Source organism: Streptomyces sp. IBSBF 2435 (assembly GCF_036815005.1).
Lineage (GTDB): Bacteria > Actinomycetota > Actinomycetes > Streptomycetales > Streptomycetaceae > Actinacidiphila.
Window position 1 is genome coordinate 1 of the sequence record NZ_JAJSYW010000122.1, and the last position, 20,962, is coordinate 20,962.

Annotated in this window: 21 protein-coding genes; 13 read left to right on the forward strand and 8 right to left on the reverse strand. The window is 72.2% G+C overall.

Features of this window, described 5'->3' with window-relative positions:
- The 4 genes from V7E46_RS22275 to V7E46_RS22290 form a co-directional block, all read left to right on the forward strand.
- Positions 1-1,246 (forward strand): CynX/NimT family MFS transporter (locus V7E46_RS22275; RefSeq protein ID WP_333770074.1); only part of this gene is annotated, 1,246 nt, incomplete at its 5' end.
- A 42-nt stretch (positions 1,247-1,288) separates the two neighbouring features.
- Entirely contained in the window at positions 1,289-1,411 is a 123-nt protein-coding gene (locus tag V7E46_RS22280; RefSeq protein ID WP_329180158.1) for an SGM_5486 family transporter-associated protein, read from the forward strand.
- Positions 1,412-1,624: 213 nt separating this feature from the next.
- Positions 1,625-1,882, forward strand: coding sequence for a hypothetical protein (locus tag V7E46_RS22285; RefSeq protein ID WP_333770075.1), 258 nt, complete (start codon positions 1,625-1,627; stop codon positions 1,880-1,882).
- Between the two features lie 94 nt (positions 1,883-1,976).
- Positions 1,977-2,498, forward strand: coding sequence for a SixA phosphatase family protein (locus V7E46_RS22290; RefSeq protein ID WP_333770076.1), 522 nt, complete (start codon positions 1,977-1,979; stop codon positions 2,496-2,498).
- A 51-nt stretch (positions 2,499-2,549) separates the two neighbouring features.
- On the opposite strand, the gene serB is transcribed toward V7E46_RS22290, so the two are convergent.
- On the reverse strand, positions 2,550-3,800 hold the full coding sequence (gene serB, locus V7E46_RS22295; protein WP_329180164.1) for a phosphoserine phosphatase SerB: 1,251 nt from the start codon (positions 3,798-3,800) through the stop codon (positions 2,550-2,552).
- A gap of 270 nt (positions 3,801-4,070) precedes the next feature.
- On the opposite strand from serB, the gene V7E46_RS22300 reads away from it, so the two are divergent.
- Positions 4,071-6,722: an FHA domain-containing protein gene (locus V7E46_RS22300; protein WP_333770077.1), complete on the forward strand. Its 2,652-nt coding sequence runs from the start codon at positions 4,071-4,073 to the stop codon at positions 6,720-6,722.
- A gap of 70 nt (positions 6,723-6,792) precedes the next feature.
- On the opposite strand, the gene V7E46_RS22305 is transcribed toward V7E46_RS22300, so the two are convergent.
- The 3 genes from V7E46_RS22305 to V7E46_RS22315 form a co-directional block, all read right to left on the reverse strand.
- Positions 6,793-7,677, reverse strand: coding sequence for a transglycosylase SLT domain-containing protein (locus V7E46_RS22305; protein ID WP_333770078.1), 885 nt, complete (start codon positions 7,675-7,677; stop codon positions 6,793-6,795).
- A 251-nt stretch (positions 7,678-7,928) separates the two neighbouring features.
- A complete protein-coding gene (locus tag V7E46_RS22310; protein WP_443054304.1) occupies positions 7,929-8,987 on the reverse strand; it encodes an S-adenosylmethionine:tRNA ribosyltransferase-isomerase in 1,059 nt (352 codons plus the stop codon).
- A gap of 47 nt (positions 8,988-9,034) precedes the next feature.
- Complete coding sequence (locus V7E46_RS22315; RefSeq protein ID WP_333770079.1) at positions 9,035-9,769, reverse strand: SDR family NAD(P)-dependent oxidoreductase; 735 nt, start codon at positions 9,767-9,769, stop codon at positions 9,035-9,037.
- A gap of 224 nt (positions 9,770-9,993) precedes the next feature.
- Here V7E46_RS22315 and V7E46_RS22320 point away from each other — a divergent pair, with 224 nt between their 5' ends.
- Positions 9,994-11,145 (forward strand): GAF domain-containing sensor histidine kinase, encoded by a 1,152-nt coding sequence (locus tag V7E46_RS22320; RefSeq protein WP_333770080.1) that lies wholly within the window; start codon positions 9,994-9,996, stop codon positions 11,143-11,145.
- On the forward strand, positions 11,138-11,785 hold the full coding sequence (locus V7E46_RS22325; RefSeq protein WP_333770081.1) for a response regulator transcription factor: 648 nt from the start codon (positions 11,138-11,140) through the stop codon (positions 11,783-11,785). The genes V7E46_RS22320 and V7E46_RS22325 overlap by 8 nt, the downstream gene beginning before the upstream one ends.
- Before the next feature lie 108 nt (positions 11,786-11,893).
- Here the strand turns inward: V7E46_RS22325 and V7E46_RS22330 are convergent, their stop codons facing one another.
- Positions 11,894-12,685 carry a hypothetical protein gene (locus V7E46_RS22330; RefSeq protein ID WP_333770082.1) on the reverse strand — a complete coding sequence of 264 codons (792 nt, stop codon included), beginning with the start codon at positions 12,683-12,685 and terminating at the stop codon, positions 11,894-11,896.
- A gap of 122 nt (positions 12,686-12,807) precedes the next feature.
- Here V7E46_RS22330 and V7E46_RS22335 point away from each other — a divergent pair, with 122 nt between their 5' ends.
- The 4 genes from V7E46_RS22335 to V7E46_RS22350 all read left to right on the forward strand — a co-directional run bounded on the left by V7E46_RS22335 (position 12,808) and on the right by V7E46_RS22350 (position 16,098).
- Positions 12,808-13,599, forward strand: coding sequence for an ABC transporter ATP-binding protein (locus V7E46_RS22335; RefSeq protein ID WP_329182606.1), 792 nt, complete (start codon positions 12,808-12,810; stop codon positions 13,597-13,599).
- Between the two features lie 91 nt (positions 13,600-13,690).
- Entirely contained in the window at positions 13,691-14,113 is a 423-nt protein-coding gene (locus V7E46_RS22340) for an NfeD family protein (RefSeq protein ID WP_329180177.1), read from the forward strand.
- A 127-nt stretch (positions 14,114-14,240) separates the two neighbouring features.
- Positions 14,241-15,218: an SPFH domain-containing protein gene (locus tag V7E46_RS22345; RefSeq protein ID WP_329180178.1), complete on the forward strand. Its 978-nt coding sequence runs from the start codon at positions 14,241-14,243 to the stop codon at positions 15,216-15,218.
- Positions 15,219-15,330: 112 nt separating this feature from the next.
- Positions 15,331-16,098 (forward strand): sulfite exporter TauE/SafE family protein, encoded by a 768-nt coding sequence (locus V7E46_RS22350; RefSeq protein ID WP_333770083.1) that lies wholly within the window; start codon positions 15,331-15,333, stop codon positions 16,096-16,098.
- Positions 16,099-16,179: 81 nt separating this feature from the next.
- Here the strand turns inward: V7E46_RS22350 and V7E46_RS22355 are convergent, their stop codons facing one another.
- From V7E46_RS22355 to V7E46_RS22365, 3 genes are all read right to left on the reverse strand, one after another.
- Positions 16,180-16,683, reverse strand: coding sequence for an HNH endonuclease (locus tag V7E46_RS22355; protein WP_333770084.1), 504 nt, complete (start codon positions 16,681-16,683; stop codon positions 16,180-16,182).
- Between the two features lie 429 nt (positions 16,684-17,112).
- Entirely contained in the window at positions 17,113-17,652 is a 540-nt protein-coding gene (locus tag V7E46_RS22360) for a YbhB/YbcL family Raf kinase inhibitor-like protein (RefSeq protein ID WP_333770085.1), read from the reverse strand.
- A 51-nt stretch (positions 17,653-17,703) separates the two neighbouring features.
- A complete protein-coding gene (locus V7E46_RS22365; RefSeq protein WP_333770086.1) occupies positions 17,704-18,498 on the reverse strand; it encodes a sporulation protein in 795 nt (264 codons plus the stop codon).
- 102 nt (positions 18,499-18,600) lie between these two features.
- Here V7E46_RS22365 and V7E46_RS22370 point away from each other — a divergent pair, with 102 nt between their 5' ends.
- Together V7E46_RS22370 and tyrS are read left to right on the forward strand one after the other, a co-directional pair.
- Positions 18,601-19,269, forward strand: coding sequence for a DNA-3-methyladenine glycosylase (locus V7E46_RS22370; protein WP_333770087.1), 669 nt, complete (start codon positions 18,601-18,603; stop codon positions 19,267-19,269).
- A gap of 49 nt (positions 19,270-19,318) precedes the next feature.
- Positions 19,319-20,578: a tyrosine--tRNA ligase gene (gene tyrS, locus V7E46_RS22375; RefSeq protein ID WP_333770088.1), complete on the forward strand. Its 1,260-nt coding sequence runs from the start codon at positions 19,319-19,321 to the stop codon at positions 20,576-20,578.
- Positions 20,579-20,962: the final 384 nt, after the last annotated feature.

Consider the following 20,962-nt stretch of genomic DNA (forward strand, 5'->3'; position numbering starts at 1 on the left):
CCCCCCGGAGGCCCCCGCCGCCCCGCCCGCGCTGCCGCGCTGGGCCGGTGCGCTCGCCGTCGCGGGACTCGTCCTCGCCGCCGTCAACCTGCGCCCCGCCGTGACCAGCCTCGGCCCGCTGATGAAGGAGGTCCGCGACGGCCTCGGCATGAGCGGAGCCATGGCGGGCCTGCTCACCTCGGTGCCCGCCGCCTGCTTCGCGCTGTTCGGCTTCGCCGCGCCCCGGCTCGCCCGCCGCCACGGTCCCGGCGCGGTCGTCTGCGCCGGCATGACCCTGATCACCGCGGGCCTGCTGCTGCGGCCCTTCGCCGGCGGCACCCCCGCCTTCCTGGCCGCCAGCGCCCTCGCGCTGGCCGGCATCGCCGTCTCGAACGTGCTGATGCCGGTGATCGTCAAGCGCTACTTCCCCCACCGGGTGGGCACGGTCACCGGTGTCTACTCGATGGCCCTGTCGCTGGGCACCGCCGTGGCCGCCGCCGTGTCGGTGCCGCTGACCCACACCATGGGCCACGGCTGGCGGCTCGGCCTGGGCGTGTGGGCGCTGCCCGCCGCGGTGGCAGCCCTTGTCTGGCTGCCGCTGGCAGGCGCCCGGGCCGCCGCGGCGCCGGCCGCCGCCTCCAACCTGGGCGTACGGATACCCGCGCCGGGTGCCGCGAACGGCGAGCACGGGCGGATCACCCGCAGCCGTACCGCCTGGACGGTGGCGGCCTTCTTCGGGCTCCAGGGCACCGCCGCCTACGTCACCATGGGCTGGATGCCGCAGATCTTCCGCGACGCCGGCATCTCCGCCGGCCAGGCCGGGCTGCTGCTCGCGGTGACCATGGTGATGGGCGTGCCGTTGTCCTTCGTGCTGCCGCAGCTGGCCGCGCGGATGCGCTCGCAGGGGCCGATCGTGGTGGTCCTCGCGTGCTTCCAGGTGGCCGGCTTCGCCGGGCTGTGGGCCGCGCCCGCCGCCGCGCCCTGGGCCTGGGCGCTGCTGCTGGGCGTCGCGAACTGCGCCTTCCCGCTGGTGCTGACGATGATCGGGATGCGCTCGCGCACCGGCGCGGGAGTCGTACGCCTGTCGGCCTTCGCGCAGAGCACCGGCTATCTGCTCTCGATCCCCGGGCCGATCCTGGTCGGCGCGCTCAACCAGTCGTCCGGCGGCTGGGGCCTGCCGATGGCGCTGATGATCGCGCTGGTCGTCCCGCAAGCGGTGTGCGGGGTGCTGGCCGGCCGCAACCGGTACATCGAGGACGAACTGTGACCCCGGTGCGGCCCGCCCGGCCGCCGGTGCCAGACTGGACCCATGCCCGTACTCGAACCGAATCCCCCGCAGCCCCAGCGCCGGCTACTGATGATGTTCGGCCTGATGATGGGGGTGCCCGCGATCGTCGCCGTGGTCGCCGTCATCGCCGCCCGCATGGGATGAACCACCCCGGTCGCGTGCCCGTGAGCTGATGCGCCGTCAGCGGCCCGGGCGCCGACCCCTACCCCGGGGGTGGGGACAACCCCACCATCCCTCGGGGGTCAGGGTCAGGGTCGACTGGGTGGACGACCGGATGGGACGGGCCGCCGCGCGCCCGTAGCGTCGAAGTGCAGTCAGACAACGGCACTTCGACGTTCACCCACGGAGGCGGTCACCGTGACCACGCAGTCCCCCCACCTCTACGCCCGGCAGGCCCGGACCAGGACCGGCACCGAGCGTCCCGCCGTACGCGGGGCGGGCGAGGTGCAGACCCGGCTGCCGTGGTGGGCGGTGGCGCTGCCCGCGCTCGCCTTCGCCGCGCTGCTGGCCCTGATCAGCGCCGGCAGCGCCGACGCCTCGACCGCGGTGCCCACCGGCGACGTGCTCTCCAGGATCGCCACCGCCCTGCCGGACTTGCTCCGCCACCTCATGTGACCGCCCCGGCGGACGCCCGCGGCGACCGCCCGGCAGTGCCGGTGATCACGTCCATCCCGCGCCTGACTGCGGGTTTTCTGGAAAGCTGAAAGGCATGACCGCCGATTCGCCCCGCACCGTCGTCCTTCTCCGGCACGCCAAGGCCGACTGGCCCGCCGTCCCCGACCACGAGCGGCCACTGGCCGACCGCGGCCGGCTGGACGCCCCGATGGCGGGCCGCCGCCTCGCCGACGACGGCATCGCCCCCGACCTGGTCCTGTGCTCCACCTCGGTCCGCACCCGGGAGACCTGGAAGCTCGCCGCGCACGAGCTGCCGCACCGCCCCCGCACCGTCTACGAGGAGCGGCTCTACGACGCGAGCCTCGGCAAGCTGCTCGCGCTGCTCAACGAGACCCCCGACGACATCGGCTCGCTGCTGCTGGTCGCGCACAACCCCGGGATGCACGCGCTCGCCGAGGCCCTCTCGGGCAGCGCGCAGGGCGACACGCTCGCCCGGATGAAGACGGGCGGCTTCCCCACCGCGGCCTTCGCGGTGGTCACCTTCACCGGGTCGTGGAAGACCGTCGAGCACGGCGTCGGCCGGCTCACCGCCTTCTGGGCCCCGCACGAGGCGTAGCGCCGGGACCCGCAGCAGGCGCAGGGCCGCTCGCGCCCGCCGGGACCGGAGTCAGGTCGTCTCGACGCCGTCGAGCTCGTCCGCCGCCTCGATCTCCTCGCGGGTGATCCCCAGCAGGTAGAGCACCGCGTCGAGGAAGGGGACGTTCACCGCCGCGTCGGCCGCCTCGCGGACCACCGGCTTGGCGTTGAAGGCGACCCCGAGGCCCGCCGCGTTGAGCATGTCCAGGTCGTTGGCGCCGTCGCCGATCGCCACGGTCTGGCTCAGCGGCACCCTGGCCTGCTCGGCGAAGCTGCGCAGCAGCCTGGCCTTGCCCGGCCGGTCCACGATCGGCCCGACCACCCGGCCGGTCAGCCGCCCGCCCGCCACCTCCAGGGTGTTCGCGGCGGCGAAGTCGAGGCCGAGGCGCTCCTTGAGGTCGTCGGTGACCTGGGTGAAACCGCCGGAGACCACCCCGACCTGATAGCCGAGCCGCTTGAGGGTACGCACCAGGGTGCGTGCGCCGGGGGTCAGCCGCACCTGGGCGCGCACCTTGTCCACCACCGACACGTCCAGCCCGGCCAGCAGCGCCACCCGGGCGTGCAGCGACTGCTCGAAGTCCAGCTCGCCGCGCATCGCCGCGGCGGTGACCTCGGCGACCTGCGCCTCGCACCCGGCGTGCGCGGCGAACAGCTCGATCACCTCGTCCTGGATGACGGTGGAGTCGACGTCCATCACCACCAGCCGCTGCGCCCTGCGCTGCAGGCCCGACGGCACCACCGCGACGTCCACCCCGCGGGCCGCAGCCGCGACCGCGAGCGCCGAGCGCAGCGCCACCGGCTCGGCGCCGGACACGGCGAACTCCACCGCCGTGACGGGATACTTCGCCAGCCGGAAGATCCGGTCGATGTTGCCGCCGGCGCCGGTGATCACCGCCGTTATGGCCGCAGCCGACTCGGCGGTCAGCGGCCGGCCGAGCACCGTGACATGCGAACGCCCCTCGCCGCGCGGCCGGTTGTCACCGGTCCCGGAGATGATCTCGGCCTGCATCAGCAGGCTCTCGGCCCAGCTGTGCACGGTGGCCCGCAGGTCGCCCTCGGAGCCGGTGCCCGGCGCGGGCGCGGTCACCAGCGCGCACAGCACGATCCGCCCGCGGGTCACCACCTGTTCGATGTCCACCACGTCCACGCCGTAGGCGGCGAGCGTGTCGAAGAGCCCGGCGGTGATGCCGGGACGGTCCTTGCCGAAGATCTTGACCAGAAGGGTCGGCACGTCCGCTGCGGGAACGGCGGCGACAGGCGCGGTCTGCGAGGCGTCGTTCATGGTACCCACACGGTATCCGCCCCGCCCGGACCCCACACCATCCGTCCCGCGTGCCGGACACTCGCCGCAACGAACACGGGGAGAACGCGCGGACAGCAGCCGTCCGCCGTTTCGGCGTCCGTCACCTCCGTCATGTCTTCGTTGCGGGAACGTACCCGGGAGGGCGCTTTCTGTTACGAGACCGGGGCCTGCGATAGTTCCTCCCGATGTTCGCAATCTCTAGACTCCCCTCATGGGGGACAACACGGGGGACAAACAGTGGGGCTTGGGGTGCCTGAACTCGTACTCGAATTGAACGGCCGAACCTGGACGCTCGACGCCTCCCGGTCCTACAGCCTCGGGCGCGACCCGCAGGCCGATCTCGTCTGCGACGACGCCCGGGTTTCGTGGCGGCACGCCACCATCCGCCGTGGCGAACGCAGTTGGGTGATAGAGGACCAGGGAAGCACCAACGGCACCTTTGTGCACGGACAGCGGATCCAGCAGACCGACGTGGGCCCCGGCTCCACGGTCAATCTCGGCAATGCCACCGACGGCCCGCGGCTCAGCTTCACCGGCGGCACGCCGGTCGCGGCGGCCGGCGGCGACGCCTACAGCGCGCATTCCGCGCACGCGCAGCAGCCGCAGCAGTTCTACCCGCCGGCACCGCAGCAGGCCGCGCCCCCGCCGCCGGTGCAGCAGCCGGTCCCGCACATCCCGCCGCCGCAGCACATCCCGCCGCAGGCCCAGCAGGCGCCGCCGCAGCACTACCCGCGGTATCAGCAGGCCGCGGCGCCCGCCCAGCAGGCGGCCCCGCACCCGCAGGCCGTACCGCCGCAGGCCGGCGGCTGGCCGCAGCAGCCGCCGGCGCCCCAGGGCGTACCGCAGCAGCCCGCCGCGAACGGCGCCGCGGCAGCCGGAGGAGGCGACCGCAGCCCGACGACCTTCCACCAGCTCGCGCTGGGCCGGGTCATGCGGATCGGCCGCGCGCTGGAGAACGAACTGGTCGTCTCCGACCTCCAGGTCTCCCGCTACCACGCGGAATTCCGCGCGCACCCCGACGGCCGCTACGAGATCGTCGACCTCGGCAGCCACAACGGCACGTACGTCAACGGCCAGCCGGTCCAGCGGCACCTGCTCGGCCCGAACGACATCGTCGGTGTCGGCCACTCCACTTACCGGCTGGTCGGCGACCGGCTCGAAGAGTTCGTGGACACCGGCGCCGTCTCCTTCTCGGCCCGCCGCCTGTCGGTGACCGTGCCGCACGGCAAGACCACCAAGACGATCCTCAAGGACGTCTCCTTCGGGGTGCCGGAGAAGTCGCTGATCGGGGTGATCGGCCCGTCGGGGTCCGGCAAGTCGACGCTGCTGCGCGCCCTGACCGGCTACCGGCCCGCCGACCAGGGCGAGGTGCTGTACGACAACCGGAACCTGTACAAGCAGTTCGCCGAACTGCGCCAGCGCATCGGCCTGGTGCCGCAGGACGACATCCTGCACAAGGAACTCCAGGTCAAGACCGCACTGCGGTACGCGGCCAAGCTCCGCTTCCCCGGTGACACCGCGTCCGCGGAGCGCGAGGCCCGGATCGACGAGGTGCTGCGCGAGCTCAAGCTCGACATCCACGCGGACAAGCGGATCACCTCGCTGTCCGGCGGCCAGCGCAAGCGTGTCTCGGTGGCGCTCGAACTGCTCACCAAGCCGTCGCTGATCTTCCTGGACGAGCCCACCTCGGGCCTGGACCCGGGCATGGACCGCGATGTGATGAAGCTGCTGCGCGGCCTGGCCGACGACGGCCGCACCGTCCTGGTGGTCACCCACTCGGTGGCGGAACTGGCGCTGTGCGACAAGCTGCTGGTGATGGCGCCGGGCGGCGCCGTCGCGTATTTCGGTCCGCCGGACGAGGCGCTGAATTTCTTCGGCTACGACAATTGGGCCGACGTCTTCTCGGCGTTCGAGACCTACCGCGACTACGACTGGATGGGCCGCTGGCGCGGTTCGCAGCATTACCAGACCTATGCCGCGGACCTTGACGCCGTCGCCCCGCAGGCCGCGCCCTACATACCCCACCAGGTGGCCAGACCGCCCAAACCGCAGGCGTGGGGACCGCAGTTGTGGACGCTGGTGCGCCGCTATCTGTCGGTGATCGCCTCCGACCGCGGCTTCATCGGCCTGATGCTGATCCTGCCGACCGTGCTCGGCGTCGTCAGCCTGCTGATCCCGGCGCACGACGGCCTGGGCTACGGTCCCGCCAGGTCGCACAACCAGAACCGCGACGCGGGCACCATCTTGATGATCATCGCGGTCGGCGCGTGCTTCGCGGGCTCCGCGAACTCCGTCCGTGAGCTGATCAAGGAACGCGTCATCTACGAGCGCGAACGCGCGGTCGGCCTGTCGCGGTCGGCGTACCTGATGTCCAAGGTCATCGTGCTCGGGCTGATCACCGCCGTGCAGGGCGCGATCATCAGCGGCATAGGCTTCGGGCCGCGCAAGAAGATGCCCGCCGAGGGCGTCCTGCTGCACAGCCACCCGGCGGTGGAGATGACCCTGGTCATCATGGCCTTCGGCTTCACCTCGATGATGGTCGGCCTGATCATCTCGGCCCTGGTGAAGACGGCGGAGAAGACCATGCCGCTGCTGGTGATGTTCGCCATCGTGCAGATCGTCTTCACCGGTGTGCTCTTCCAGCTCTACGGCAAGCCCGGTATGGAGCAGGTCGCCTGGCTGATGCCGGCCCGCTGGGCGGTGGCCGCGACCGGCGCCACCGCCGACCTCAACACGCTGCTGCCGTGGGACCAGACGCACCAGACCGTGGACACCCTCTGGAAGCACAACGCCGGCATCTGGGTGCTGGACGTCTTCATGCTGCTCGCCATGGCGGCGCTGTGCGGCGTCGCCGTCGCCCGGCTGCTGCGCCGGCACGAGCCCGAGGTCATGCGGAAGTAGCCGGAAGACGCGCCATGCGAAAAGGGCGGCAGGGACCTTTCGGTCCTGCCGCCCTTTTCGTACGGGCCGGTCAGTACGCCGAGTTGACGTTGTCCATTCCGCCGTAGACGTGCCAGGCGTAGTTGCAGGCCGCGGCGATATTCGCGACCGGGTCGTAGACGTTCCACGAAGTACCCGACACGTGGTACGCGTTGAAGGTCGGGTCGATCGTCTGCAGCAGGCCCTTGGAGGGAATGCCGTTCTGGGCGTTGATATCCCACAGGTTGATGGCGTTGGGGTTGCCCGAGGACTCGCGGATGATGTTGCGGTAAATGCCGTTGTAGGTCGGCACGGGGATGTCGTGCGCGGCCAGGACGGACCGCGCCTCGCGAATCCAGCCGTCGAGGTTGTCGGGGTAGACCACGACCGCGGCCGGCGTGGCGGCGATGGCGACGGTCTTCTTCGGTGCGGCCGCCACCACGGTCTTCTTCGGCGCGGCCTTGACGGCGGTGCGCTGCGTCGAGCGGTTCGCGGCCTCCTTGGCCCTGGCGCGCTCGGCGGCCCGGGCGGCGGCCTTCTTCTTCGCGGCGGCGGCGTTCGCGGCCCGCTGCTTGGCGACGGCTGCGGCGTGCGCCGCCTTCTTCCTGGCTGCGGTGTCGGCCGCCTTCTTCTTCGCCGCCGCGTCGGCGGCGGCCTTCTGCTGGGCGGCCGACTCGTCGGCGGCCTTCTTCTTCGCGGCCGCGTCGTTCCTGATGGCCTGCTGCGAGGCAAGGCTCGCCTGGGCGTCGAGGCTCTTCACCTGCTGGCCGGAATCGACCGAGAAACCGGTCGGATCGCCCTTGGCCTCAGCCGACCCACCGGTCGCCTGGAGACCGGTGACGGCCAGGACAACAGCAGCCGCGGCGGCGGCACCGGCCGCCGTGATCTTGTGCTTCTTGGACAGTCGGCCGATCTTCGGGATCGTGGGGAGCTGCATGGAATGACCTCTTCCGGTTGCGGACGTGAGAATTCTTAGGGCCTCGCAAAACGGGGGTCAATGAACCGTGCTACGAATCGAATTCGTAGATGGCGCCGAACGGGGAGTCACCTCCCCGTATTACCGGGTGCCTGGATGCGCTTTGTATTCCACTAGGCGGCTTAGTATGTGACGCACGTCCTATAGGTCACCTCACACAGCGGCACCCCCTCGGTCGCTTGCGGTGACCGAGGGGGTGCTTTATGTGACGCTTATGGCAGCAGGAGATTCACGTCGCCGAATTCGTGCCACCGGTATCGGTGCCGCAGCGCCTCGGCGTAGACGCGCTCCAGCAGGGCGTCCCCCGACACCGCCCGCAGCATCAGCAGATGCGAGGCCTCCGGCTCGTGCAGCCCGGTCAGCAGACCGTCCACCGCACGCACCCCGCGCTCCGGGGTGATCACCAGCTCCGTCCAGCCCCGCGCCGGGTGCACCACCCCGCGCCGGTCCGCCGCCGACTCCAGCGCCCGTACCGCGGTCGTCCCCACCGCGACCACCCGGCCGCCGGCCGCCCGCGCCGCGTTGACCTGCCACGCCGTCGCCGCCGGCACGGTGTAGGGCTCGGCGTACGGCGGCTCGTACGCCTCGGCCGAGGCCACCCCGGTGTGCAGCACGATCGGGGCGATCTGCACCCCGCGGCTGACCAGCTCCGTCACCAGCGGCGCCGTGAAGGGCCGGCCCGCGCTCGGCATCTCGGCCGAGCCCAGGCCGTCGGGCGCCGCTGTCGCGAAGACCGTCTGGTGGGCGGCGAGCGGCTGGTCCCGCTCGGTGTAGGCGTAGCGGATCGGCCGCCCGTGCCGGTGCAGATGCCGTACCGGGTCGGCCATCGACGGCGACGCCACCCACAACCGGTCCCCGCACGGGTCAAGCGGCTCGTCGAGCACCAGGTGCCCCCCGCCGGCCAGCCGCACCACCGCCCCCGCGGGGCCGCCGGCCCTGCGGACCGTGGAACCCCGGCCGTCGGGGTCGCGCACCTCCACCACCCAGCGCCCGTCGTCCCGCCGGGTCGAGAAGTGCGCCACCACCGGCTCGCCGCCCAGCTCCCCGTCCACCGCCGCCGGCAGCGTCCGGGAGGTGTTCACCACCAGCACGTCACCGGCCCGCAGCAGTCCGGGCAGCTCCCGGAAGGAGTGGTGCGCCACCTCGCCCGCGCCCTGCCGTCCGACCAGCAGCCGCACCCCGTCCCGCCGGGCCGGCGGCGCCGTCGCGAGCGACTCCGGCGGCACCCGCATGCCGCGCAGAACGTTCGGTATGCGCTGCATGTCCGCCATGACTCCTATTCCCCTTGTATGGGGGTCTGCTCCTCGGCTCACCGCGGTCACCTCCCGCCCCGCAGTGACGACGCCGTGTAACGGCCGCTGGCCGCCCCCTCGTCCCCCTCGTCCAGCAGTCGCAGCAGGGCGGGCGCCACCTCCTCGGGCAGCGCCCGCCCGGCGAAGTCCGGGTCGCCCGGCACCGCCGCCGCGTACAGCGCCGTCCGCAGATCACCCGGATCCACCCACCACACCCGCAGCCCCGGTTCCTCCACCGCGAGCACCGCGGACAGCTGGTCGAGCGCGGCCTTGCTCGCCCCGTAACCGCCCCAGTCCTGATACGCCTCCACCGCCGCGTCCGAGCTGACGTTCAGCACCGCCCCGCCGACGGCCCGCAGCGCGGGCAGCGCCTCCTGCACCAGCGCCAGCGGCGCCGCCACATTGACCTCGAACGCCGCCCGCAGCCCCGCCAGCGGCAGTGCGGCCAGCGGCACCAGCGGCTCGGCGCCCAGCGCGCTGGCGTTGTTCACCAGCAGATCCACCCCGCCCAGCGCCCGCGCCGCCGCCACCAGCGCCACGCGGTGCGCCGGGTCCGTGACATCGCCCGGCACCGCCCGTACCGCCGCCGCGGCCCCGCCGCCCGCGGACTCCGCCGCCGTACGCTCCAGGCCGGCCGCCGCCGTCCGCAGCGCCGCCGCGTCCCGCCCGTCCAGCACCAGCTGCCAGCCGCGCCGCGCCAGCTCGGCGGCGAGCGCCCGGCCCAGTCCCCGCGACGCCCCTGTGATGATCGCTACCGGCATGATCCCGCCCTCGCTGTATCGGCCGCCATGAACGCGAAGCGCGCCATGGCGCGGTCCGGCCCGCTGCCCGACCGCCGTGCGGCCCACCGTAGGAACGCACCGCCGCCGGCCGCGTCGGCCGCCCGCCGTACACCGCGCGGTCACTAGGGCGTAGGTCCCAGTGCCCACCGGCGCTCGTCCCTGCGGCGCATAAGGACCGTCACCCCCGCCGGTACGGTGGAGGCATGTCCAGCAGGCCGCCCAGGGGCGGAATCGAAGCGGTCAGCGCCGCGGTCCTGGCGATGAACCGCCGGCTGGAGGTGCGCGAGGTGCTCCAGACCATCGTGACCTCCGCCCGCGAGCTGCTGGCCGCCGAATTCGCCGCGCTCGGCGTGCCCGACGACCACGGCGGCTTCGCGCAGTTCGTGGTGGACGGCATCAGCGACGAGCAGTGGAGGACCATCGGCCCGCTGCCCCGGCAGCACGGCATCCTCGCCGCGATGCTGCACGAGGCCACCCCGCAGCGCCTCGCCGACGTCCGCGACTTCGCGAGCTTCGCCGGCTGGCCGCGCACCCACCCGGTGATGAAGGACTTCATCGGGATGCCGGTCATGGACGGCGAGGACATCCTCGGCGCCCTCTTCCTGGCCAACAAGCTCTGCCCCAGCCGGCCGGAAGCCGGCTGCGGCTTCACCCAGGAGGACGAGGACCTGCTGCGGATCCTCGCCGACCACGCCGCCATCGCCCTGACCAACGCCCGGCTCTACGAGCGCAGCCGCGAGCTGACGCTGGCGGGGGAGCGGGCCAGGATCGCCCACGAGCTGCACGACGCGGTGTCGCAGAAGCTGTTCTCGCTGCGGCTCACCGCCCAGGCTGCGGCGGCGCTGATCGACACCGACCCGGACCGCGCCAAGGGCCAGCTGCGGGAGGTCGCCGGCCTCGCCGCCGAGGCCGCCGACGAGCTGCGGGCCGTCGTGGTGGAGCTGCGGCCCGCCGCCCTCGACGACGACGGGCTGGTCGCCACGCTGCGCACCCAGGCCGAAGTCCTCAACCGGGTGCACTCCGCCGGCGTCACCTTCCAGGCCTGCGAGGTCCGCGCGCTGCCCGCCTCCCAGGAGGAAGCGGTGCTGCGGGTCGCCCAGGAGGCCATGCACAACGCGCTGCGGCACGCCCACGCAGGCACGGTCGCCGTCACCCTCGAAGGCCGCGGCAAGGGCGCCGTACTGCGGGTCCGCGACGACGGCCGGGGCTTCGACCCCGGCTCCGTCCGCCGCGCGGGCCGGCACCTCGGCCTGGTCTCCATGCGGGACCGGGCCGGCGGGGTCGGCGGCCTGCTCACCGTGCAATCGGCGCCCGGCAGGGGCACCGTGATCGAGCTGGAGGTGCCGGGTGGCTGACAAAGTGATCCGTGTCCTGCTGGTGGACGACCACCAGGTCGTACGCCGTGGCCTGCGCACCTTCCTGGAGGTGCAGGGCGACATCGAGGTGGTCGGCGAGGCCGCCGACGGCCAGGAGGGCGCCGCCCGCGCCGAGGAGCTGCGGCCCGACGTCATCCTCATGGACGTCAAGATGCCCGGCACCGACGGCATCGAGGCGCTGCGGCTGCTGCGCGACGCGCAGAACGCCGCCCGGGTGCTGATCGTCACCAGCTTCACCGAGCAGCGCACCGTCGTGCCCGCGCTGCGGGCCGGCGCCGCGGGCTACGTCTACAAGGACATCGACCCGGTCGCGCTCGCCGACGCCATCCGCTCGGTGCACGCCGGGCACGTACTGCTCCAGCCCGAGGTGGCCGGCGCGCTGCTCTCCCAGGACCAGGCCGGCGGCTCGGGCCAGGGCCGCGGCAACGCGCTGACCGAACGCGAACGCGAAGTGCTCACCCTGATCGCCGACGGCCGCTCCAACCGGGAGATCGCCCGCGCCCTGGTGCTGTCGGAGAAGACGGTGAAGACCCACGTCTCGAACGTCCTGATGAAGCTGGACGTCGCCGACCGCACCCAGGCCGCGCTGTGGGCCGTACGCAACGGCGTCGGCGGCTGACACCCGTACGCGACGGCTCCGGCGGCTGACACCCGTAGGCCGGACCCGCCCTCGCGCGCCCCCCCGCGCCGGAACCCTCCCGGCGCGGGGCACGCCCCTGCCGAGGCGCTACGACCTGCGCCGCTCGGCCTCCTCCACGTACGCGTTGTACGCCGCCACCTGCGCCCGCCGCGCGGTCCGCTCCACCGGCCGCAGCAGGTCGGCGCGGGCCGCGATCTGCGAGGCGCTGACCGCAGAGCCGTGGCCGTCGCCCGCGATCTCCACCAGCGCCGCGACCCGCTGCGCCAGCTCCAGCACCCGCACCGCCCGCGGCGGATACCCCGGCGCCAGCACCTCCCGGCCCTTGGCCGCCCGCGCCCGGTACGCCTCCAGCGCCGCGTGCGCGGCCGGACCGCCCGAGCCCGCCACGTCCAGCGCGGCGAGCGCCGCCGTCGCGTCCCGCAGCGCCTCGGCCAGCTCCCGCTCCGCCTCGCCCAGCGAGGGCACATCGGCCGGTGGCGCGTCCCGTACCGGCAGGCAGCGCCACTCCACCTCCACGTGCACATCGCCCGCCGGCCCCGCCTCCCGGACCTCCGGCACCAGGCCGAGCGGCGCCGCGCCGACGGTGAGCACCGCCTCGCCCGCCTCCAGCGCCAGGTCGTTGAAGTCCGGCGGGCCGCTCAGGCCCAGCGGGTGCCCGGCGACCGGCAGCGCCAGCCGCAGCCCGGTCACCCCCAGCGCACGCAGCCGGCCGAGCCCCAGCGTCAGCCCGACGGGGCCGTGCTCGCCCGGCAGCTCTGTGATCCGGTGCACGGCGTCCTGGGCCACGATCCGCTGCGCGACGTCATCGGGAGCGGCAAGTCCGGCAAGCAGGGCATTTCCCCACGCGGTCAGCCGCCCTGAGCGAGGTTCATCAAGCATGCTCCCAGCCTATGGACTGGACCCGTCGTGCGGTGGCGTAAGTTTTCCCCAGGGGATCCTTCCGGGGACGTGCCCCCAGGCACCCCCGGACAGACGAGACTGCAATGGGAGACAACGCGCTCATGAGCGATGTGCTGGAGCTGGTGGACGTATCCGTGGTCCGCGACGGGCGGGCTCTGGTCGACCACGTCTCGTGGTCGGTCGCCGAGGGCCAGCGCTGGGTCATCCTCGGCCCCAACGGCGCCGGCAAGACCACCCTGCTCAATGTCGCGTCCAGCTACCTCTTCCCCACCACGGGCACCGTCTCGATCCTCGGTGACAAGCTCGGCGGCGTCGACGTCTTCGACCTGCGCCCGCGGATCGGCATGGCCGGCGCCGCCATGGCCGAGAAGATGCCGCGCCGGCAGACCGTACTGGAGACGGTGCTCACCGCCGCGTACGGCATGACCGCCACCTGGCACGAGGGCTACGAGCAGGTCGACGAGGACCGCGCCCGCGCCTTCCTCGACCGGCTCGGCATGAACGACTTCCTGGACCGCAGGTTCGGCACCCTGTCCGAGGGCGAGCGCAAGCGCACCCTGATCGCCCGGGCCATGATGTCCGACCCCGAACTGCTGCTGCTCGACGAGCCCGCGGCCGGCCTCGACCTCGGCGGCCGGGAGGATCTGGTCCGCCGCCTCGGCCGGCTGGCCCGCGACCCGATCGCGCCCTCCATGATCATGGTGACCCACCACGTCGAGGAGATCGCCCCCGGCTTCACCCACGTCCTGATGATCCGCCAGGGCAAGCTCGTCGCGGCCGGGCCGATCGAGACCGACCTCACCTCGCGCAACCTGTCCGTGTGCTTCGGCCTCCCGCTGGTCGTCGAGCGCCGCGGCGACCGCTGGACGGCGGCCGGACTCCCGCTGTCCTGACCGCCCCGCGACCCCGGTCCGGCCGGCTCTTTCGGTCTTTGCGCCCCTGCGCCCTGCCGCAACTGCCGCGTGCACCCCTACGATTGAGCCTGTGGACGCATGGGTGTGGTGGCTGATAGCCGCAGTGGGGCTGGGCATCCCGCTGGTGATCACGGCAATGCCCGAGTTCGGGATGTTCGCGGTCGGCGCGGTGGCGGGCGCCGCCGCCGCGGGTCTCGGCGGCGGAATCGTCGCGCAGGTCGTCACCTTCGTGGTGGTGTCCGTCGCGCTGCTGGTCTTCGTACGGCCGCTCGCGTACCGCAACCGGCAGCACGCCGGGCAGCGCAGCGGCATCGATGCCCTCAAGGGCAAGCAGGCGGTCGTCCTGGAAACGGTCGACAGCGGCTCGGACGGCCGGATCAAGCTCGCCGGCGAGGTCTGGTCCGCACGCTCGCTGGAGCAGGGCCGCACCTTCGACCCCGGCCAGCAGGTCGACGTCGTGGACATCGACGGAGCTACCGCCGTCGTGATGTGAGGGCGGAACAGCCCTTCCGGGCCGGGAATTCGCCGAACCCGGCCCGCGGCGGGCAGCTGCTCTGCCAAGATCGATCATGTCGTAATACGCCGAATTTCCGCAGGGCAACCCAGCGCGGGGAGTGGACATGCAGCCCATCATCATCGTCCTGATCATCCTGGTGGTGCTCGTCTTCATCGCGCTGATCAAGACGGTCCAGGTCATTCCGCAGGCCAGCGCCGCCATCGTCGAGCGGTTCGGGCGCTACACCCGCACCCTCAGCGCGGGCCTGAACATCGTGGTGCCGTTCATCGACACCATCCGCAACCGCATCGACCTGCGCGAGCAGGTGGTGCCCTTCCCGCCGCAGCCGGTGATCACCCAGGACAACCTGGTGGTCAACATCGACACCGTCATCTACTACCAGGTGACCGACGCGCGGGCGGCGACCTACGAGGTCGCCAGCTACATCCAGGCCATCGAGCAGCTGACCGTCACCACCCTGCGCAACATCATCGGCGGCATGGACCTGGAGCGCACCCTGACCTCCCGTGAGGAGATCAACGCGGCCCTGCGCGGCGTCCTCGACGAGGCCACGGGCAAGTGGGGCATCCGCGTCAACCGCGTCGAGCTCAAGGCGATCGAACCGCCCACCTCCATCCAGGACTCGATGGAGAAGCAGATGCGCGCCGACCGTGACAAGCGCGCCGCGATCCTCACCGCCGAGGGCATCAGGCAGTCCCAGATCCTCACCGCAGAGGGCGAGAAGCAGTCCTCGATCCTGCGCGCGGAAGGTGACGCCAAGGCCACGGCCCTGCGCGCCGAGGGCGAGGCGCAGGCGATCCGCACCGTCTTCGAGTCCATCCACGCCGGCGACCCGGACCAGAAGCTGCTCGCCTACCAGTACCTCCAGATGCTGCCGAAGATCGCCGAGGGCGACTCCAACAAGCTCTGGATCATCCCCAGCGAGCTCAACGACGCCCTCAAGGGCCTCGGCGGCATGGTCAACCTGCCCGGCGTCGGCAACGGCAACGGCGGTGGGGGCAACGGCGGCGGCGCCACCACCCCCGCGCCCCGCCGCGAGCCCGCACCCCGCCGTGAGGCAGCCCCCTTCGACAAGGACTGAGCGGCCCGCGGGGGCAGCACGCGCTATGACATGATCACAGCGAACCCCTCGACCCGACAGCCGAGGGGGATGTGCACAGATCGAGGCTGTGCACGGATCATGGAGAGCGCAGATGTCCATACCAGAAGCACTGGCCGTCCTCCTCGCGGGAATCGGGGCCGGCACCATCAACACCATCGTCGGCTCCGGCACCCTGCTGACCTTCCCGGTGCTGCTCGCCGTCGGCCTTTCACCGGTGACCGCCAACGTCTCCAACGCGCTCGGCCTGGTCCCGGGATCGATCACCGGCGCCGTCGGCTACCGGCGTGAACTCGTCGGCCAGCGCGACCGGTTGATCCGACTCGGCATCGTCGGCCTGCTCGGCGGCGCCACCGGGGCCGTCCTCCTGGTCACCCTGCCGTCGAAGGCCTTCCACGCCATCGTGCCGGTGCTGATCGCCGCCGCCCTCGTCCTGGTCATCCTGCAACCCCGCCTCGGCCGCGCCGTCCAGGCCCGCCGCGAACGCCTCGGCACCGCCGCCCCCGCCCACGGCGGACCGCTGCTCGTCGCCGGAATGTTCCTGGCCAGCGTCTACGGCGGCTACTTCGGCGCCGCCCAAGGAGTGCTCTACCTCTCCTTGATGGGCCTGCTGCTCGACGAGACGCTCCAGCGCATCAACGGCCTGAAGAACGTGCTCGCCGCCATCGTCAACGGTGTCGCCGCGATCTTCTTCATCGTCGTCGCCCATATGGACTGGGCCGCCGTCGGCCTCATCGCGGTCGGCGCGACCATCGGCGGACTCATCGGCGCCCGGGTCGGCCGCCGGCTGCCGCCCGTCGCCCTGCGCGCCCTGATCGTCGTCGTCGGCGTCGCCGCCATCGTGCAGCTCATCCTCAAATGAGCCGCCCGGCCGGACCCCGCCACCCGACAGAACCCGGCCGCGGCACCCGCACCGGCGTCGTCCGCCGCCCCGCGTCCCGCCTCAGGCCGGCCGCGCCAGCCACTCCGGCAGCCCGGCCCGCTCCCGTACGCCCAGCGCCAGCAGCAGCGCGTCCGCCGGCGTCGGCTCGAACGGCAGCGCCAGCAGCCGCATCCCCGCCTGCTCCGGTGTACGGTCCGCCTTGCGCTGGTTGTCCTCCGCGCACGCCGCCACCGTGTTCAGCCAGGTGTCGCCGCCGCCGCGCGACCGCGGCTGCACGTGGTCCACGGTGGTGGCCCGCCGCCCGCAGTACGCACACCGGTGCCGGTCACGTACCAGCACCCCCCGCCGCGACCACGGAGCCCGTTGTCGGAACGGCACCCGTACGTAGCGGCGCAGCCTGATCACCTGCGGCAGCGGTACGTCCACCTCGGCGGCGCGGATGCGCAGCCCCGGATGCGCCTGCTCCACGACGGCCTTGTCCTGCATCACCAGAACCACGGCGCGCCGCAGCGACACCGTCGACAGCGGCTCGAAGCTCGCATTCAGCACCAGCGTCTCACGCATCCCGCCCACCTCCCGGGGCCTGCTCCGCCCCCCTGGCGAAGTGGCTCCACTGTGCCTGCGCGTTCACGTGCGGACAACGCAATTTCCCCCCGGCGGACAGCGGACGGCCGGGGGTGAGGAGGAGGGAAAGAGCAGCGGAAAAGCGTGCGCCCCGGACACCGGACGTGATGACCGTCCCGGTATCCGGAGCGCGCCGGCCGGCGTGGGCACCCGATCCCCAGACCGGGATCCGGCAGGCCGCGGGGGGCGCGTGGTACCGCCCAGCGCAACGCCCCGCGGCCCCCGCTTGTGCGGTGCCGGCCGGCCCGGCGTCCACCGCGGCCGCCCGGGCGCATGACCGGGGGCGTACGGCAAGCCGGGCAGGCACCACTGTGCGGCGGGCCGCGCCGGGGCGCAACGCATTAACCGCCGGCCGCGGCCGGCCGGACGTCAGCCGCCGGCCGGCACCTCGTACTCGGCGACCAGCTGCGCCCGGCCCAGTGTGTGGAAGCGCAGGTTGAAGCCCACCACGGCGGGCGACGCGTCCGCGTCGGGGCCCAGCTTCTCCTGGTCCACCGCGTAGACGGTGAAGACATAGCGGTGCGGGCCGTCCCCCGGCGGCGGCGCCGCACCGCCGAAGTCCCGGGTCCCGTAGTCGTTGCGCGCGTGCACCGCACCGGCCGGCAGCCCGGGGAAGTCCCCCGACCCCGCGCCCGGCGGCAGCTCGGTCACCGACGCCGGGATGTCGAACAGCACCCAGTGCCAGAAACCGCTGCCGGTCGGCGCGTCCGGGTCGTAGCACGTCACCGCGAAGCTCCGCGTGCCCGCGGGGAAGCCCTCCCACCGCAGCTGCGGCGACGCGTTGGCCGCCGCGTACACCTGGTCGTCCTTGAGCACCGCCCCCGCCGTCACATCGTCGCTCACCACGGTGAACGCCGGCACCGGCGGATGGAAGTCATGGGGGAGCGGTCGCCGCGCTTGCTCGGACACCTCGACACCTCTCGATCGCGGTCGTGAAGCCTTCGGTCCGAGCCTAGGACCCTAGAACCAGTTCCGCTTACCGCCCACCTCGGCCAGCCACTGGTGGAGGTAGGCCGCCCAGTCGGTCTGCTGGTAGGACTGCATGTCCATCACGAACGAGCGGTACGTGTCGCCGCCGCTGAACAGCCCCGGCTTCTTGTCCATCTCCATCACCACGTCCATCTCGTGGCCGTCCGCGACGAAGGTCAGCTCCACTTCCTTGAGCCCCGGGTACTCCGCGGGGGACCGGAACTCGATCTCCTGGTAGAACGGCATCCGCTGCCGGGTCGAGCGCAGCGTCCCCTTCTCCAGGTCGGCGCCGTGGAAGCGGAAGCCGAGCCGCCCGAACGCATCGAGCAGCGCCTCCTGGGCCGGCAGCGGATGGACGTTCACCGGGTCCAGATCACCCTTGTCCACCGCCCGGGCGATCTGCAGCTCGGTCGTCACCCCGACGTCCATCCCGGTCAGATGCCGCCCCATGAACATCGTCACCGGCGTCTCCCACGGCACCTCAAGCCCGAACGGCACCGTGTGGACCGCCCCCGCCTGCAGGACGAACTCCCCGCCGATCTGCTGCCTGTGGAACTCGATGTCGCGGTGGTACTCGGTGTCATTGCCCTGGGCGTCCTTGCCCTCGACCTCCACCTTGGCCCGCAGCCCCACCGACAGCCCCTGGATGCGCTGCTCGACCGAGCCGCCCTGGATCCGCACCTCCCCCTGGACGACACCGCCCGGCGCGACGTCGGTCTGGAACAGCTCGGTCTCCACCGACGCCCCACCCGCACCCAGACTCGCCATCAGCTTCTTGAAGCCCATTACGGACACCCTCCATTGCCGTTTCCTGCCCAGTCCTCGGCGAACCGCGCGAAGTCTACGAACGCAGAGCGCGCCCGGCTGGTTCCACTACGCTCGTGCCCCGTGACCACCGCACCCGAGCGGACTCCGCTGGCCCGCGCGTTCTTCGACCGACCGGTCCTGGAGATCGCCCCCGACCTGCTCGGCCGGCTCCTGGTCCGCCGTACGGACGACGGCCCGATCGAACTGCGGCTCACCGAGGTCGAAGCCTATGACGGCCCCAACGACCCCGGCTCGCACGCCTACCGGGGCCGCACCGGCCGCAACGCCGTGATGTTCGGGCCGCCGGGGCACACCTACGTCTACTTCACCTACGGCATGTGGCACTGCCTGAACATGGTGTGCGGCCCGGAAGGCACCCCCAGCGGAGTCCTGCTCAGGGCCGGCCTGGTCACCGCGGGCACCGACCTCGCCCGCGCCCACCGCCCCACCTCGCGCAAGGACACCGACCTCGCCCAGGGACCGGCCAGGCTCGCCACCGCCCTGTCCGTCGACCGGAGCCTCGACGGCGCCGACGCCTGCGCCGCCGGCGGACCGTTCCGCATCCTCACCGGCACCCCGCCCGACCCCGCCGCGATCCGCACCGGACCGCGTACCGGAGTGGGCGGCGCGGGCGCCGGACACCCCTGGCGCTACTGGATCGACGGCGACCCCACCGTCAGCCCCTACCGGGCACACGCCCCGCGCAAGCGCGGAAATTCCGCAGCACGGCCGGGAGCCGGGACCGCGTAGGCTCGTACCCGCTGTACCCCCACCCTTTGATACGAGGAGACACGGAACCGTGACGGACATCGTCGACGAGCTGCAGTGGCGCGGGCTGATCGCCGTATCCACTGACGAGGACGCACTGCGCAAGGCGTTCGCCGACGGCCCCGTCACGGTCTATTGCGGCTTCGACCCCACCGCCCCCAGCCTCCACCTCGGCAACCTCGTCCAGATCCTCACGATCCGCCGGCTCCAGCTGGCGGGCCACCGGCCGCTGGGACTGGTGGGCGGGGCCACCGGACTGATCGGCGACCCCAAGCCCACCGCCGAGCGGACGCTGAACGACCCTGCCGTCGTCGCCGACTGGGTGGAGCGGGTACGCACCCAGATCGAGCCCTTCCTCTCCTTCGACGGGCCGAACGCGGCCGTCATGGTCAACAACCTGGACTGGACCTCGGGCCTGTCCGCCATCGAGTTCCTGCGCGACATCGGCAAGCACTTCCGGGTCAACAAGATGATCGCCAAGGAGGCGGTGTCCCGCCGGCTCAACTCCGACCAGGGCATCAGCTACACGGAGTTCAGCTACCAGATCCTCCAGGGCATGGACTTCCTCGAGCTCTACCGGCGGCACGGCTGCACCATGCAGACCGGCGGCAGCGACCAGTGGGGCAACCTCACCGCCGGCATCGACCTCATCCACCGGGTCGAGGGCGCCTCGGTGCACGCGCTGGCCACCCCGCTGATCACCAAGGCGGACGGCACCAAGTTCGGCAAGACCGAGGGCGGTGCGATCTGGCTCGACCCCGCGATGACCACGCCGTACGCCTTCTACCAGTTCTGGCTGAACGCCGACGACCGGGACATCCCGACCTACACCCGCATCTTCAGCTTCAAGTCCCGCAAGGAGATCGAGGAGCTGGAGCGCTCCACCGCGGAGCGCCCGCAGGCCCGCGCCGCCCAGCGCGCCCTGGCGGAGGAGCTGACCGCCCTGGTGCACGGGGCCGACCAGTGCGCCGCCGTGGTCGCCGCGTCCAGGGCGCTTTTCGGCCAGGGCGAGCTGGCCGACCTCGACGAGCCCACGCTGGCCGCCGCGCTCAGCGAGCTGCCGCGGGCCGAGGTGAGCGAACTCGCACCGGTCGCCGACCTGTTGGCCCTGGTGGACCTGGTCCCGAGCAAGTCGGCGGCCCGCCGCACCATCAAGGAGGGCGGCGCGTACCTCAACAACGCCAAGGTGACGAGCGAGGACGAAGTGCCCTCCAGCACCGATCTGATCCATGGCCGCTGGCTCGTACTGCGCCGGGGCAAGCGCAACCTCGGAGCGGTTGAACTCCGGTGACACGGCCGGAAATGCACGTTTGAGTGGCGGCCGAGCTTGACTCGGCCGCCACACGTGCGTAACGTAGTCCGAGTCGCCAAAACGGCGGGAGACCTGGTTCACACCGGTTCCCGGCGCCGGAGCGGCCACTCATCTACCCCGATCTCCCGTTCACCGGGCCGATTTTCGGTGCGCCGAAAATCAAATCGATGAACTGAACAGCCGATTATGAATCGGTGCGGGAATCGGGTACGGTGGGACACAACGAAGGGAAAGCCCGGAGGGGCCGGTGAAACGGTCTCGAAGGAAGCGTCCGTTCCTTGAGAACTCAACAGCGTGCCAAAAGTCAACGCCAGATATGTTGATACCCCGTCGCGTGCCTCAGTTTGTGGGTGCGTGATGAGG